At 65.5% G+C, this 16,020-nt stretch carries 10 protein-coding genes; 6 read left to right on the forward strand and 4 right to left on the reverse strand.

Annotated features, from left to right (window positions below):
• Nucleotides 1-8: 8 nt before the first annotated feature.
• Entirely contained in the window at nt 9-332 is a 324-nt protein-coding gene (locus ACZ5BM_RS14890) for a hypothetical protein (RefSeq protein ID WP_498908898.1), read from the forward strand.
• A gap of 83 nt (nt 333-415) precedes the next feature.
• A complete protein-coding gene (locus ACZ5BM_RS14895; RefSeq protein ID WP_498908899.1) occupies nt 416-673 on the forward strand; it encodes a hypothetical protein in 258 nt (85 codons plus the stop codon).
• 418 nt (nt 674-1,091) lie between these two features.
• Here ACZ5BM_RS14895 and ACZ5BM_RS14900 read toward each other — a convergent pair whose 3' ends face one another.
• The 3 genes from ACZ5BM_RS14900 to cydD all read right to left on the reverse strand — a co-directional run bounded on the left by ACZ5BM_RS14900 (nt 1,092) and on the right by cydD (nt 10,801).
• Entirely contained in the window at nt 1,092-7,031 is a 5,940-nt protein-coding gene (locus ACZ5BM_RS14900; RefSeq protein ID WP_498908900.1) for a hypothetical protein, read from the reverse strand.
• Between the two features lie 378 nt (nt 7,032-7,409).
• Nucleotides 7,410-9,086 (reverse strand): amino acid ABC transporter ATP-binding/permease protein, encoded by a 1,677-nt coding sequence (locus tag ACZ5BM_RS14905; RefSeq protein ID WP_498908901.1) that lies wholly within the window; start codon nt 9,084-9,086, stop codon nt 7,410-7,412.
• Nucleotides 9,083-10,801 carry an ABC transporter ATP-binding protein/permease gene (gene cydD, locus ACZ5BM_RS14910; protein ID WP_498908902.1) on the reverse strand — a complete coding sequence of 573 codons (1,719 nt, stop codon included), beginning with the start codon at nt 10,799-10,801 and terminating at the stop codon, nt 9,083-9,085. The genes ACZ5BM_RS14905 and cydD overlap by 4 nt, the downstream gene beginning before the upstream one ends.
• Before the next feature lie 135 nt (nt 10,802-10,936).
• Here cydD and ACZ5BM_RS14915 point away from each other — a divergent pair, with 135 nt between their 5' ends.
• The 4 genes from ACZ5BM_RS14915 to hemN all read left to right on the forward strand — a co-directional run bounded on the left by ACZ5BM_RS14915 (nt 10,937) and on the right by hemN (nt 15,326).
• Nucleotides 10,937-12,502 carry a cytochrome ubiquinol oxidase subunit I gene (locus ACZ5BM_RS14915; protein ID WP_498908904.1) on the forward strand — a complete coding sequence of 522 codons (1,566 nt, stop codon included), beginning with the start codon at nt 10,937-10,939 and terminating at the stop codon, nt 12,500-12,502.
• A gap of 10 nt (nt 12,503-12,512) precedes the next feature.
• On the forward strand, nt 12,513-13,661 hold the full coding sequence (gene cydB / locus ACZ5BM_RS14920) for a cytochrome d ubiquinol oxidase subunit II (protein ID WP_498908905.1): 1,149 nt from the start codon (nt 12,513-12,515) through the stop codon (nt 13,659-13,661).
• Nucleotides 13,662-13,672: 11 nt separating this feature from the next.
• Nucleotides 13,673-13,831 (forward strand): cytochrome bd-I oxidase subunit CydX, encoded by a 159-nt coding sequence (gene cydX / locus ACZ5BM_RS14925; protein WP_498908907.1) that lies wholly within the window; start codon nt 13,673-13,675, stop codon nt 13,829-13,831.
• Nucleotides 13,832-13,898: 67 nt separating this feature from the next.
• Nucleotides 13,899-15,326, forward strand: a complete 1,428-nt coding sequence (gene hemN, locus ACZ5BM_RS14930; RefSeq protein ID WP_498908908.1) for an oxygen-independent coproporphyrinogen III oxidase — start codon at nt 13,899-13,901, stop codon at nt 15,324-15,326.
• Nucleotides 15,327-15,336: 10 nt separating this feature from the next.
• On the opposite strand, the gene ACZ5BM_RS14935 is transcribed toward hemN, so the two are convergent.
• A complete protein-coding gene (locus ACZ5BM_RS14935; RefSeq protein WP_498908909.1) occupies nt 15,337-16,014 on the reverse strand; it encodes a DUF2306 domain-containing protein in 678 nt (225 codons plus the stop codon).
• Between the last annotated feature and the right edge of the window lie 6 nt (nt 16,015-16,020).

The following is a 16,020-nucleotide window of genomic DNA, read 5'->3' on the forward strand; positions in this document are numbered from 1 at the left end:
TGGTGGAAATGCAGGGACAAAAAGCGCTGTTGGGGTTGGTGATCGGCATGGGTGTGCTGATCCTGGCGGGCACGGCGGGGCTGATCGGTGTGGTCGTGCATCGGCTGAGCACGCCGCACAAGGCGGTGGCTGCGATCCCGACTCCTGTGCCAGGCTTGGCCGATGGGGGCAGGGTCACGCTGGACGAGCCCGCCGGCACGCATATCCAGGCCGTCACCCGCCAGTCCGACACCATGCTGTCCATCACGCTCACCGGTGGCGGCCCGGATCGCATTCTGGTCTGGGACTTGGCTGCCAGCCGGCGCGTATCGGAGCTGTCGCTGGCGCACTAACGAGGACACCGACGTTCTTTTGTTCTTGATTCGTTCGCTTCAGGGCCGCTAGGGTTCCTTCCACTCCAGGAAGGAACTTTCTCATGTTCGCCACTCAGGATCGCCGTTCGCTTCTGCCGCTCGACCGACGCGATGCCGCCTTTGCCGTGCGCCAGGCCTTGGGCATGCGTCATCATGGCCCGGTGCAGGACAAGGTGGACGCCACGTTGCAAGGCGAGATCGCCGAACTGATCGCCGATGCGCTCAACGAGGCCGGTTACGTCGTGGCGATCAAGCAGCGCCGCGCGGTACCGGCGGGTTGGCCGATGTTCGAGCGCGCACCGAAGCGTCCAGCGCTTTGAACCGCCGAACTTTGGAGGAACGCGCTACCGGAACGGAGAGCGCTCCCCATGTCCATAGCACGTCCTGTCTACATGCAGAACGGATAGCAACGTCAGGAGGTAGTCCGGGGAGGTGATAGAGGTATGGGTTAATCTGGACCTCGTGCCGGACGCCTAGCCTGTTGGTACCTCGGATCGCAGGGGACGATGATTCGTGTGTCGGGTTGGCTCGTAACATCTCTCGCCTTTTGCCTGCCCTCGGACGCGGCGCGGATACGGCGGTTCAACAACTCTCAGAATCCTGGCGGAGGGTTTTGCAACGGAAGTCGTCAACTAAATTCCTTCGCCTTAGGAAAGTTGATAGACGGATTTTCTTGGTTATGCGGCAGCATACCCGAGCGCATGACGCTGCGTTCGGGTGCTATGCGTTCGAGCGACGTCAGAAGCGGTAGCTCACACGTCCGGTTCCTGCATGCTCGACGTAATTTCTGTTGAACGTGCCATTATATTCGACCTGAATAGCGAACTTTTTCCAGGCGATGATCTCCGAGCCTATCGAAAGGTTTCCGACCAGTTGCGGGCTTCGGTATTCAGTGGCGAAAACGGCATCGTCAGGGGCACCTTCAAAACGTCCTTGCTGAGACCAAGTCGGATTGACGACGTAGGTGAGACCGACATCGCTGTAGAGCCGGGCTATCGTCGAGCCGTGTCCGACCCTTCCACCCAGTTCGAGTGTTGGCGTCAGAGCGACGACCGTCTTGCTGGTTTTGTCGAATACCATGTCCATGAAGCTGGCACCGGTCTCCTTGTAGGCGGGCATGGAGATGTGGCTGACATCGATGTCAGCCTTCGGACGCACGTAAGCTTGACCGAGTGGAATATCGTATTCGGCACGAAGGCGGCCGGTCACGCGGTGTAACGTCTGATTTGCTCTGGCTATCCCGGGTGTATCGATATCGTCGACGATCTGGCTGGTGTCGGAATGTTCATGGCCATAGCTGAAAGAGGCGCCGACGAGCAGGCGCGGGGTGACGAAATGCTTGACGACAAGGCCGATATCGACCGACCGGCTGTTGATGGCGACACCGCTTTCGGAACCCCGGGTCCAGCTATTGCCTGGTGCTACCGCTCCACCGAGGAACCAGTTCGGCGCTACCATGATCTGTCCGCCGATCTCAGTCGTCACGCTGGTCTGTTTGAAACCGGGTCCGCCATCTCCGCCTGAGAAATTTGAGGCGGTATCGATTGTGCGAAGATAGAAGCAGCTTTGCTCGCCGAGCAGGGTTCCGTTCTCGATGAAGACGGGACAGCTATGCAGCGTGTTGTGGAAATGGTTGGCGTCGAGGACTTCAATGGCCCCGGGAACAGCCTGTTGGTCGGCCGCTGCGTCCGACAATTCAGCTTGATACTGAACAGGATCAGTGAAACTCGCCAGATTGCGGAACTGCTCGGCCTGTCCACCGAGCTGCCCGGAGTCCCAAACCTTCTGATAGTAATCGGCAACGTTTCGCATGTTGTCGGTGGTCCCAGGCATGTCCATGACCCGGGCTGGGGCGAAATCGGCGCGTTTGATGCCGACCGATAGATCGTTGCCGGCGCGTGCCGTTTGGTAGTTCAGGACAACCGTCGAACCGAGTGTGGGCTGGGCAAAGTCGAGCCTATCGGCGCTGACGAAGGTGAGCATCGGCATGTTCTTGGGGTCGAACGTATCCGGTAGCCCGAGGAGACGAACATTGACCGTGCCGCCAATGGCAGCACCACCGGTGACCGTGATGTGGTCTGCCACCCCCCTGTCGAAGTCGGCGTCCACGTTCATGGTTGCATTGTTGGCGAGATTGCCGACCAGACGTGTCGAGGCGATTGTTCCGGCGCCGCCAATCTCAAGTGTTCCCGCGCTGTTCAAAAGATTGCCGCCTGACAGAGTAACGGCTGAGCCCGTAAGAAAGACGCCGCCAGACATGTTGTTGAAGGTGCTGCCTTCGCCTGCCAGGAGGACGTTGCCGGTCACCGTGCCATGGTTCATGACCTCGTTCTTTCCGAAGCTGGCAACGATGGCATTGCCTGAGAGCGCGTTGATGCTTGAGCCAGATTTCAGCGTCAGCGTGTTGTCGGCGACGCTGTCCATTCGAATACCCGTGCCAGTTCCAGCGCCGCCTTGCACCTGACCCGACCAGGTCATGGCGATGCCACCGCCTTTGCGGTTCGGGTCAAGCGCACCGGTGGTGGTCTGTGTGCCGCTCTGTGCCCGGATACCATCGGATCCGTCACCGCTGACGACGATGCTGCCACCTGCGTCGATGTCTATCTTCCCGCCGGTTCCGCTGGCGCCGTAGCGTACCGTGCCGGGTGTGACTATCGTTGTTCCGGATACAATCCCACCGCCGCCGCCGATGCTCTGCACGAAAAGGCCGGATGCCTCTGCGCCGCTGGTTCGCAATATGAGGCCGCTGCCGGTCACCTTGATGACACCTCCATTGCCGGAGGCAATTCCGTCGGCGACCGTCGTGTCCTTAGCGCTGTTTGCCTGACCGCCGCCGCCGCCAACCGACTGCAGCATGATACCAGTGGCCCTCTGTCCGGATGTGGTGACGCTGAGGTCGGTGAAATCGAGGTTGACGCTGCCGCCATCACCCGACGCGCCGTTCCGGCCGCCAAATATAAAGTGCGTGTTGGTCGGAATGTCAGCCTGCCGTGCTTGGTCGACGGCGCCGTTGCCGCCTCCGCCGCCGATCGATTGCTCGAAAATTCCGAAGGACCCGTCTCCCGTGGTAGCGAGACTGCCACGGCCGATCACGCTCACCTTGCCGCCATTTCCGCCTTTTCCTCCATTGCCACCGATCGCAAACGAGGTTGATAGCAAACCGTAGTCGTTGCCGCTGGCAGTCGCGATGCCGGACGCAACACCGGCTTTCTGCAGAACCTCTGCCGTGACGTTCAGGGCCTCGTTGAGCGCAGCCTGATCTGCGCTGATAACTTGCCGGTCTGGATCTTCTACCGGAGAGACAATGTCCATCCCGCCGCCGCCGCCGATGCTTTGCGCGAAAACGGCGTGGGCATTCTGTCCAGAGGTGCTCACCGAGCCGGTATTGCTGATCGTGACCGCCCCCCCGACATTGTTCACGCCCCCGTTTCCGCCCAACGCAATGTTGATGCTGACCGGCTTTTTACCCTGCGCCTGGGACTGAGCGCCGATGCCGCCGCCGCCGCCGACGCTTTGAGCGAAAATGCCGGCGGCATCGCTGCCGGCCGTCGAGATCGTACCGTTGTTGGTCACGGTAACCTCGCCTCCGGTTCCACCACCACCGCCCTTGCCGCCGATTGCTGCGGTCAGGTCGATCCCCTTGCTGCCATCGGCTTTCGCTTCGCCGGCAACGCCGCCACCGCCCCCAACAGATTGAGCGATGATACCCCAGGCTTTGCCGCCGAACGTGGTGATGATGCCATCGTTGGTCACAGTCACGGCGCCACCCGTGCCGCCTTTGCCGCCGCCTCCGCCCTCGCTCATGGTAAGCGAAGCGGGAGGAACCTTCAGGGTTTTGGCATTGAGCTTGTCGAGTTGTTCTTTCATCTGCGTTTCGAAAGCATCGAGCGCGACGAAATAGGCACCCTTGAACGCCATCTCCACGACGCTGTCTTTCGTCGAAAGGAGATAGTCGAGACCTTTCATAAAATTCGTGTATTCTTTCAGATTATTTTGTGTTGTCGACTTCTTGTCGAATGCCGGGATATTGAGTTTAAGCTCTTTATTCAGATAGACGACAAGCTTGTTGTCCGAAAGCAAGCTGTTCGATACGTTCTTCACGACGTCGTAGCCATTCTCGGCGGTGGCGCTTTTGCTGCTGTTGGAGGCGCTCAACGCGCCGCCATAGCCGCCACCCCCGCCGATGCTCTGAGCCGCGATGCCGTAGGAGCCGTTTTGCGTGGTGGTTATGGTGCCCGTCGCATGGTTATGGACGGTGACGGCGCCACCATTGCCACCGCCGGCGCCTTGACCCCCGACCGAAAGGTCCATGCTCGCAGTGGCCTGATTGCTGCCCTTGAATCCGCCTGCGCCACCACCGCCGCCGCCGATGCTTTGTGCGAACACGCCGCCGGAGTTGGAACCTTCGGTCAGAATGTGACCGCCGTTGTCGACCGAAACGCGACCGCCATTGCCACCGCCGCCGCCATCGCCGCCGATCGCAATGGTGCGGCTGATGCTGTCTGCCGTTATCAGGCTGGTCGCCGTGGACAGATAGTCCGAACCGGGGAGTTGTTTCGGGACGCCTACATAAGTGTCGGCACCGGCAGTGCCGCCGGTCCCCCCACCGCCGCCGATGCTCTGGACGTAGACCGCGGTGGAAAAGCTGCCGCCTGTGCGCACCGTTCCCTGGTTGTCGAGCGTTACAGTGCCGCCCTCGCCAGTTCCGGACCCTCGGCCACCGATCGAGGTGTTGTCGCTGAGGTTGATGAAGGAGCCGAGCATGGCGCTTTCAGCGGCGGCCGCACCGCCATCGCCCCCGCCGCCGCCGATGCTTTGCGCCTTGAGGCCGTACGATTGCCTGCCCTCGGTTTCGACCGAACCCGTATTGTTGAGGATGACGGTGCCGCCAGAACCGCCGGCGTTTCCCGAACCGCCAACGGAGCGGGTAATGGCGATGGATGGCAGTTCTTCGCCCGGTGGGGATGTTGCGATGGCATAGCTGCTCGCATCGCCGCCCTGGCCGCCGCCGCCGCCAACGCTCATGGCGGTGATACCGGTGGAATCGGTGCCCATCGTTTTGACCACGCCGCCGTTCTTCACGGTCACGCCACCGCCGTCGCCGCCTTTGCCGCCGTCGCCGCCGATGGCGTAGGCCACGGATATCACGACCCCGGCTGTGATCGGTCGTGCCGTGCCGCCGAGCCCGCCGCCGCCGCCGACGCTTTCGGCCAGAATGCCGCCGGCGGAGTTCCCGAGCGTCCGGATGCCCGGGGCCGGGTCGGCGGTATCGCCGGTCGTTTCGACATAGACCTCGCCGCCATTGCCGCCGCCACCGCCGCGTCCGCCGAGGGCGATCCCCAGCAACGGATTGAACGTTCTGGACTCGCCCCCGTCGCCGCCGCCACCGCCGATGCTTTGCGCAACCAGTCCCCAGGCGCCGTCGCCGCCCGTCGTCACGGTGCCCGTGTTGCTCACGGTTACATAGCCGCCGTTACCGCCTGTGCCGCCATCGCCACCGAGCCCGAAGAAGAATCCATAGGTGCGGCCCCCGGCGCCCCCACCCCCCGTCCTGCGGGGTTTGAGAGACACGCTTTGAAATGCATCCATGGCATTTCCGCCGCCGATGCTCTGCGCCAGCAGGCCTGCCGAACCGTTGCCGTCCGTGGATACGATGCCGCTGTTATCGAGTTTCGCCATTGCGCCGCCAGCAGCGGCGCCCCCATCGCCGCCGACGAATACGCCGTTGCCACCCTTGCCACCGCTGCCGCCGACCGATTGCACCACGACAGCCTGGCTTCCATTGCCGTGCGTCGCGATCTTGCCGGATACCGTGGCCTGCGCGTTGCCCGCGTTGCCTCCCGCACCTGCGTCGCGTCCGCCGGAATCGCCCTGGTTGCCGCCATTGCCGCCGATGCTCTGCACGACGATTGCGGGAGCGCCTGCGCCGGCCACGTCAATCGTACCGGCTGCGGTAATCCGGGCATCGGCGCCGACGCCTCCATCCGACACGAAGGGTTTGGAATAGAAAGTGCCAGAGCCTCGGAATCCGCCGTCGCCGCCGCGCGACTCGGCCAGCACGGCCGGCGCATCGGTGCCGTGGGTGGTGACTGTGGAATCTGCGGACAGGGTCACGGAAACGAGGCCGGCATTGCCCCCCGTGTCCAAAGTGGCGAGTTCTTCCCGGGTGCCGCCGTCGCCTGCCTTACCGCCCAGCGATCTCGCCCAGAGTCCGCCGAAACGGTCGCCGCTGGTCACCGTCGAACCGTTCAGTGTCACCGTCACCGGGCCTGCCGCGCCGCCGCGTCCGAAGATCTGTTGTGCGGCGCCGCCATTGCCGCCGGTGGACCAAGCCTGGATGAGGGGGGTGAGGTTGGTTTGATTGCCTGAACCAAGCAGATTGCCGTTCTGCGTCAGGGTCACCGCGTTCCCGTTGCCGCCAGCGGCGCCTGGAACATCGCTAAGTCCGAAAGCGTCGCCTCGGCCGCCTGTGCCGCCCAGAGAGCTGAGCAATATCGCGGTTCGGTCGAACCGGCCGCTCAGCGTTGTCGGAGGATTGGCGAAGTTCAGCACCTGGCCGTCGCCACCTGGCTGGGCTCTGTCGTTCGACCCGATTATCCTGGCATGGCCATTGGCGCCGTTTTTGCCAGGCAATGCCATAACGATCGGCTTGTCCTGGGCCAAAGCCGTGCCGGCCATCACGGTGAAGAGGTAGGATGCCAGGATGGTTGTTCCGAGCAGAGTCGCGGACCGCAAAGCAGTGTGTGATGGGACGGTCGGACCCGGGCGGCTGGCACATGATCCGGTTGCGATGTCAGAGAGAGGCATGTCCGTCCAGTCGGTTGGGAGGCGATTCCGCTGCGACCGATCATCTGCGCCAGGTCTTTCCATTCTGTTAAAGTAACAAAATTAACATCTCCTGAAGCGACGCGATGTGAGTGAGCCGACCGAACCCCAAAACGTCCGAAACGAGAGTTTTGGATGTCAAAAGTTGTCTGGTTGCCGAGGCGTGGATCTCGGATCGGCACTTTGTCTGGTCGTGGCGATACCCGACGATGTCGACCGGACGGAGCCTGGTCACTGTTTCATCGGATAGGGTTCGCGGCGTTGCGGTCCACCGTTCGGGTTCACCGCGTGGATCTCGCTACAGATTGCCAGCGGCGCGGTGCGGTGGGTCACGATCAGCGCGCCCTGTTGGCGGCGGCGCAGTCTTTGCGGCAAGCGTTCGAGGATCAGCGCTTCCGTGCTGGCATCCAGGCTTTCGGTGGGTTCGTCGAGCAGCAGCCAGGGCGAATCGGAGAGCAGGGTGCGGGCCAGGGTGAGCCGCCGACGTTCGCCGCCGGACAGGGCGGCATCGGCGGCGAGCCAGGTGTCGAGGCCCTGCGGCATGCGCCGGATGCGGTCGTCCAGGGCGGCGACATGCAGCGCGTCCCACATTTCGGCGTCGGTGGCGTGCGGGCGCATCAGAGCGAGGTTCTCGCGGATCGTGCCGATCAGCAGCGGCGCATCCTGCGGCATCAGCGCGAAGCAGCGGCGCGCATCGGCGGGATCGAGCACGGAGAGATCGCAGCCGCCGATCGCCATGCAGCCCGGGGGCGGGGTGAGCAGCCCGGTCATGCGATGCAGCAGCGTGGTCTTGCCGCTGCCGGACGCACCGAGCAGCACCACGATTCCGCCGGGCGGGCTGGGCATAGTGCCGTCGAGCCAGTCCAGCGTCAGCGGCCCGCTCGGACGGCCTTTGCCGGTCCGGACGGGGGACGGCGTGCCTGCCATCTCGTCCAGCCGGGTTTCGGCCTCGCGTGCGGCCTGCCAACGTTGCGTGCCGCGCAAACGTTCGGCAGCGCCCTCGACCACCATGGTCGCGGTCAAAGCGCAGAGCACCGCCCGCTCGATGCGCCATGCGCCGTCATGCCCCTGCATCGTTCCGAGTACGACGCCGAGGGCCAGCATCCCCGCGATGCCGGAGGCCGCAACGCGGGCCAGCACCATCCAGCCGCCGATCCGGGCGATGCCGCGTTCGGCGGCGGCCTGTTTGCGCGAGAGGGCTTCGATGCGCGCCGTGATCCAGTCCTGCAGCGCGTAGGTGCGAAGTTCGGCGCCGGCGTCGCAGAGCAGGGACAGGGCGTCGCGCAGCTCCGCACGCGTGGCCGCGAGGCCGTCCTCATGCCGGTGTGCGCGCCGGTCGAGTGCGGCGGCCAGGCCGTGCAGACCGGCGATCGGCAGCGCTACGCAGGCCGACGCGGTCCAGCCGCCGAACGGGAGCAGCAGCGCGAAGCCGGCTGCCAGCGTGGCGAGCCAGGACCAGCTGGCGGTGTGGCGGATCACCGCCTGATGCTCGATCTCGTCGAGATCGTTCACCAGACGGGACACGGCGTCGCCTTCCGGCAGGGCGAGGGCTGTTTCAGGTGCGCCTGCGGCGAGCTGCGAGAACAAGGCCGGGCGGATTCGGCTGAATCCGCGCAGCACGGCGTCGTGGCCGAACAAGCGTTCGCCGTAGCGTCCGCCCGTGCGCAGGATCGCCAGCAGGCGGATGGTGGCGGACGGCAACAGTGCGTTGAACGAAGCTGCCGCCGCCGCGCTGCCGGCGAAGGCGGTGGCGGCGATGAACCAGCCGGACAGACCGAGCAACAGCACGGAACACGCGCCGACGAGACCGGCGCTGAGCGCGGCGGCCATCAGACGGGGCCGTTCGGCGCGGCATTCACGCCGGACCAGCGCTCGGATACCGGAGGGGCGATGCGTCCTGGTTCTCATGATGCGTGCAGCCTGACGATGCGGTCGGCGGTGGCGGCCAAGGTGGCCGAATGGGTCGCGACGATGGTGGTGCGTCCGCGCGCGGCTTCGCGGATGGTGCGGATGAGGGCGGCTTCGGCTTCCGGGTCGAGATGGGCGGTCGGCTCGTCCAGCAGCAGCAGGGAAGACGGCTTGAGAAGGGCGCGGGCGAGGGCGATCCGGCGTCGCTCGCCGCCGGACAGCCCGCCGCCGCGTCCGTCGAGCTGGCGGTCGAGCAGCACCGCGCCGGCGCCGAACTGCTCCAGCCCGGCCGCCTGCGCCGCGTCGCGGATCTCGTCCGGGGTGGCGTCCTGGCGGGACAGGGCGATGTTCTCGCCCACCGCGCCCGGGATCAGGAACGAGTTCTGTCCCATCCAGCTCGCGGATGCGGAAACGTCGCCGAGGCTGGTCAGCGGGGCGTCGTCGATCCAGACCTCGCCGCCGGTCAGCGGGGCGAGGCCCAGCAGCAGGTTGATGATGCTGCTCTTGCCTGCGCCGCTTTCGCCGAGCAGCGCCACCATCTCGCCGGGACGGATTTCCATTTCCAGTCCGTCCAGCGCCGGACGGTCGCAACCGGGATAGCGCACGCTGACGGCTTCGAAGCGCAGATGCGGGGGTGTGGCGTGCGGCCGATGCGGCTCGGTGGCGCGGGCCGGACCGGCATTCTCCATCGGCGCCATCCGGTCGGCGGCCGCTTCCGCAGCGCGCTCGTCGTGATAGGCGGCGGCGAGCCGGCGCATGGGGGTGAAGAATTCCGGCGCCAGCGCCAGCACGAACACGGCGCGTCCCAGCGTGAGCTGTTCCGGCGCATGGAACGGCAGCAGGCCGAGCAGCGAGAAGCCGCAATACATCGCCACCAGGGCGACGGAGAGGGCGGCGAAGAACTCAAGCCCGGCCGAGGACAGGAAGGCGAGGCGCAGCACGCGCATGGTGCGTCGGTGCAGATCGGCCGAGGCGCGGCCGAGGAGCTGGGCCTGACGCCGCTCGGCGCGCGCGGCCAGGATCAGCGGCAGATGGCGGATGCGGTCGCCGAACAAACCTGACAGGCGGGCCAGCGCGTCGAATTGCTGTCTGGCTTCGTCGGCGGCGGCACCCCCGGCGAGGGCCATGATCAGGGCGAACGGCACCAGCGTGCCGAGCAGAAGGGCGGCGGCGAACCAGCTTCCGCAGGCAACGGCGAGCAGGATCAGCAGCTGTGCCGGTACCGCCGCCTGCCGCGCTGGCAGCAGGCGCGACACGTAGCCGTCCAGGCTGTCCACGCCGCCGGCCAGCGCGGTGATCGCGGTGCCCAGCGTGGCGGCGTCGTCCGCCTGGCGGCCGAAACGAGTGAGCAGGGCGCGGGACAGGCGGCTCCGAAGGCGGACCCGCACCTCGACCGAGGCCGTGTTGCCGCAGAGCGCGCTTTGCCGGTTGGCGACGCCGCGCAGCACGGCGCAGAACAGGCCGAGCAGCAGCCAAGCCGAAAGTCGGCCGGCCGAGAGAGTATGGCCAGCCCGGAACGCTTCCGTCGCGGTCTCGACCGCTCCGCCGAGGGCTGCCGCGAAACCCGCGGCCGCCAGGGCATCGGCGAGAAGCCATCCGGTCGCTGCCTGCGTCCACCGGCGTCCCGGCCGGCTAACTTCCGCGAGCCAGGCGCGTCTGCGTTTGCGCGCTGCGCGATGGTCGGCTTGCGCGGGGGCGGCTTGGGCATTCTTCATGGCCGCCATCCTCGTTGCGAACGGGATGCGGCGCCTTGATCCTGATCAAGGAGCGGTCGGCGTTTCGGGCCTATCGAGGCGCCAGAACCCTTCGTCGCCATTTCGTCGCGCCGGGGGACCGGAGGCGATACGATTATGGATCCCGGCTTCGTCGATCTGTCGCGGTTGCAGTTCGCACTGACCGCTCTCTACCACTTCTTGTTCGTGCCGCTGACGCTCGGCCTGTCGTTCCTGCTCGTCATCATGGAATGCATCTACGTGATGACCGGGCGCGAGATCTGGCGCCAGGTGACCCGGTTCTGGGGCAAGCTCTTCGGCATCAACTTCGTGCTCGGCGTGGCGACCGGCCTGACCATGGAGTTCGAGTTCGGCACCAACTGGTCCTATTTCTCGTCCTATGCGGGCGACATCTTCGGGGCGCCTTTGGCGATCGAGGGCCTGATGGCCTTCTTCCTGGAAGCGACCTTCGTCGGGCTGATGTTCTTCGGCTGGAACCGGTTGTCGCGCGTCGGGCATCTTTTCGCGACATTCATGGTGGCGCTGGGCACAAACCTGTCGGCGCTGTGGATCCTGATCGCCAATGGCTGGATGCAGAATCCGGTCGGCGCGCGCTTCAACCCCGAAACCATGCGCATGGAAGTGGTCGATTTCGGCGCGGTGCTGTTCAATCCGGTGGCGCAGGCGAAGTTCGTGCATACCGTCAGCGCCGGCTACGTGATCGCTTCCGTCGTGGTGCTGGGCGTGTCGGCGATCTATCTGCTGCAGAACCGCTGGCATCAGGTGGCGCGACGCTCGATGGCGGTGGCGGCCTCGTTCGGTCTGGCGGCGTCGCTGTCCGCCGTCGTGCTGGGCGACGAGTCCGGCTACACCCTGTCCGACAACCAGAAGATGAAGCTGGCCGCGGTCGAGGCCGCCTGGTACACCGCGCCGGCCCCGGCCGGCATCACCGTGTTCGGCTTTCCCGACACCAGGACGCATGTCACCCACGCGGCGATCGAAGTGCCGTGGGTGCTGGGTTTGATCGCGACCCGCAGCATCGACACGCCGGTGATCGGCATCGAGGAGCTGGTCGCGAAGGCGCAGGATCGCATCACCTCCGGCCTCGTCGCCTACAAGGCGGTGCAGGTTCTGAAGCAGAACCCGAAGGACATGGCGGCGCGCGAACAGCTGGCGCTGCACCAGCATGATCTCGGCTACGCGTTGCTGCTTCGCCGCACCATGCACGATCCGCTGACCGCGACGCCGGCGCAGATCGCCGCGGCCGCCTGGGACACCGTGCCCGACGTGCCTGTGCTGTTCTGGGCGTTCCGCATCATGGCCGTGATCGGCTTCGCGATGATCGCGCTGTTCGCCACCGCCTTCGTGCTCTGCACGCTGCGCCGCTTCGATAAGCGCTGGTTCCTGTGGTGCGCCGTCGCCGCCCTGCCGTTGCCCTGGATCGCCGCCGAGCTGGGCTGGGTCGTTGCCGAGCTGGGCCGTCAGCCCTGGGCGATCGACGGCGTGCTGCCGACGGGTCTCGCTCCGTCCTCGCTGTCGCGCGGACAGCTCTGGATCACGCTGATCGGTTTCACGCTGATCTACGGCACGCTGGCCGTGATCGAGCTCGGGCTGATCATCCGCACCGTGCGCCACGGCCCGGACGAACACGACGAGCCGTCGCCTTTGCCGGGCAACCTGCCCGCCACCCCCCTGGTCGCGTGAGGAGCCCGTCATGCACAGCCTCTTAGACTACCAAACGCTTCGCGTGATCTGGTGGGCGCTTCTCGGCGTCCTCCTGATCGGCTTCGCGCTCACCGATGGCTGGGATCTCGGCGTGTGCGCCCTGCTGCCGTTCCTGGGCAAGACCGATCAGGAGCGGCGCATGATGATCAATAGCGTGGGTCCAACCTGGGAAGGAAACCAGGTCTGGTTCATCCTCGGCGGCGGCGCGATCTTCGCGGCCTGGCCGTTCGTCTATGCCGCCAGCTTCTCCGGCTTCTATTTGGCAATGTTCCTGGTTCTGGCTGCACTGATCATGCGGCCGGTGGGCTTCAAGTATCGCTCCAAGAAGCCGGAAGCCTCCTGGCGTACGCGCTGGGACTGGGCCCTGTTCGTCGGCGGTCTGGTGCCGGCTCTGGTGTTCGGCGTGGCGGTTGGCAATGTGCTGCAAGGCGTGCCGATCCGTCTGGACGACGATCTGCGCGTGTATTTCGAGGGCAGCTTCTTCGGGTTGTTCACGCCGACCACGTTGTTGTGCGGATTGTTGTCGGTGTCGATGATGCTGCTGCATGGATCGTCGTTTCTGGCGATCAAGCTTGAGCATGGTGCGCTGCATGAGCGGGCGCGCAAGGTCGGCATGGTGACGGCGATCCTGTCCGTGGTCCTGTTCGCCGTGGGCGGGCTGGACATGGCGTTCGGCGGCATCGGCTTCCGTCTGGCGGACGCGGTTGACCCGACCGGACCGTCCAACCCGCTGCGTGCGGAAACGATCGCCACCGCCGGCGGCTGGCTGCTGAATTTCGGCGCCCATCCCTGGATGCTGATCGGCCCCGTGCTCGGCTTCGGTGGCGCGATCGTCGCTCTGCTGGGGCTGATGCGTCGCAGCGACGTATTGCCGCTGGCCGGATCGGCGCTGTCGAGTGCCGGCATTATCGCCACGGTCGGTCTGTCGATGTTCCCGTTCCTGATGCCGAGTTCGGTGGATGCGCATTCCAGCCTCCTGGTGTGGAACGCGTCTTCAAGCGAAAGCACCTTGTTCAACATGCTGGTCTCGACGGTGATCTTCCTGCCCTTGATCCTGCTCTACACGGCTTGGGTTTACCGGGTTCTGTGGGGACGCATCACCAGTGCCGAAGTGACCACCAATCACGATTTCTACTGAGGGGAACCGCCATGTGGTATTTCAGCTGGGTTCTGGGGCTGGGTCTGGCCGTGTCGTTCGCGGTGCTGAACGGCATGTGGCACGAGTTCCGTCTGCCGAAAGAAGAGAACCTGCCGACGGATCCGCATTCTTCCGGGTTCAACGGCAAGAACGCATCGCCCCTGATGTGAATCAAGGACGGCGGGAGCCCGATCCGGTTCGATGACACGATCATCGCAACCGGAAAGGGTTCCCGCCATGAGTGGACAGATCGGCGCGTCGCTGGATCGTTCTCGCGACGCGCTCTCTACTCCGCCGCCCGTTCCGTCGGATGCTGCTTTGGCGCGGTTGCTGCGCCGTCATGGCGGAGCGGTGCCGCGCTACACGTCTTATCCAACCGCAGTGCAGTTCGGTCCTGCGGTGGATGCGTCGGTCTATGCCGGTTGGCTGCAGGATCTGCCGGACGATGAACCGGTCTCGATCTATCTGCATGTTCCGTTCTGTGATCGGCTTTGTTTGTATTGCGGCTGCCATGCGGTGGTGGCGCGGCAGTCGGCGCCGCGCTGGGCCTATGCGCGCCGCATGATCCGAGAACTGGAGCGGGTCGCCGAAGTGATCGGGCGTCGTGTGCCGGTGTCGCACATCCATTGGGGCGGCGGCACGCCGAGCGCACTTCCGGCGGAAGCGCTGGAGGAGGTGGATGCCACGCTGCGACGTGCGTTCGCCGTTCGGGCAGATGCGGAATCGTCGGTGGAGGTCGATCCGCGCCATCTCTCCTCCCCGCATCTCGACGCCTTCGTGCGCATGGGAATCAATCGGACCAGTCTGGGCGTGCAGGATCTCGATCCGGCGGTGCAGCGCGCCGTCGGGCGCATCCAGGATGCGGAGATGGTATCGGGCTGCATCGCGTCCCTGCGCAGCATCGGCGTGCGCTCGATCAATCTCGATCTCATCTACGGTCTGCCGCTACAGACCGAGGACGGTGCGGCCTATACCGCCGCGCGCGTATCGGCGATGGGCGCGGATCGCTTGTCGGTGTTCGGCTACGCGCACGTGCCGTGGTTGCGCCGGCAACAGGCTCTGATCGCGGACGAAACGTTGCCCGATGCGGCCGAACGGTTCCGGCAACGCGCCGCGATCGATACGGCGCTCCGTGCGCACGGCTACGAGGCGGTCGGTCTCGATCACTATGCCAAACCGGACGACGCCCTGGCCGAGGCGGCACGAACCGGGCGGCTGCATCGCAATTTCCAGGGCTATACCACGGACGATGCGAGGACGCTGATCGGCATCGGCGCGTCGGCGATCGGTCGCTTCGACGGTGGCTATGTGCAGAATCACGCGACGCTGCCGCCTTACGCCGAGGCGATCGATGCGGGCGGTTTCGCGACCGCGCGTGGTGTGGTGCTGACCGACGATGATCGTCTGCGCGCAGCGGTGATTGGCGCGCTGATGTGCCGGGGCGAGATCGATCTGCGTGCCGCGGCGCAGGCACATGGTTTCGAGCCAGACACGCTGCTGTCGGATCTGCCCGCCCTGGCGGAGGCGCAGGAGGATGGGTTGGTGTCGGTCGAGGGCGCGCAAGTGCGCGTGCTGGAGCCCGGAACGCCGTTCCTGCGCAGCGTGGCGGCGGTGTTCGACCGCTATCGCGCGATGTCGAGCGGACGGCATGCCGTAGCGGTGTGATCGGACCTCGCTACACGAGGTCGAGGAGGACGGCCCCATCCGGTCGCGCCGATGGATGGCGGCGGCGCAGAGACCATTCCGCGACGAGGAGGTTGGGAAGCCAGCAGAGCCACGCGATCGCGCTGTAGGAGGGTGCGAAGCCGAAGCCCAGACGCTGCGACAGCGGAAGATAGAGACGCAGCGTGACGGCGGCGAAGGTGAGGGCGTAGGAACGAATCATCCATCGCCGGTGTTCGGACACGTCGCCCGCGAAAATGCGGTCCAGCGCCGTGCCTGTCGTGACCAGCCACGTCACGCCGAGCGAGGCGAATCCGAACTGGGCAATCCGTCCGGCGGATATGCCGCTGGAAAGAACCAGGGCCGAGACGCCGCCGATGGCGCAGCCGGCCACATACAGCCTGCCGACGGTGCGATGGAGCACAGGCAGGCGTTTCCGCAGCGTCGGCACGAATTGCGCGGGACCGAGCAGCAGCGCCGTGGCGGCACTGGTGGCGTGGATGACGATCCAGGGATCGACATGCCGGTTGGCGGCGACATTGGTGGGGACCGGTCCCTTGCCGAAGGTGTAGCGGAACGAGACCAGAGCGACGGCGGTGCCGAGAGCCGCCATCCCGGCCCAGGCGAGACGGCCTGTCGGGAAAAGGCCTTTCTTGCCCCCTTCAGGGTCGTCGAGGCGGTACGAAGCCATGGTTCG

The sequence above is a fragment of the Lichenicola sp. GTC18331 genome (assembly GCF_055386855.1).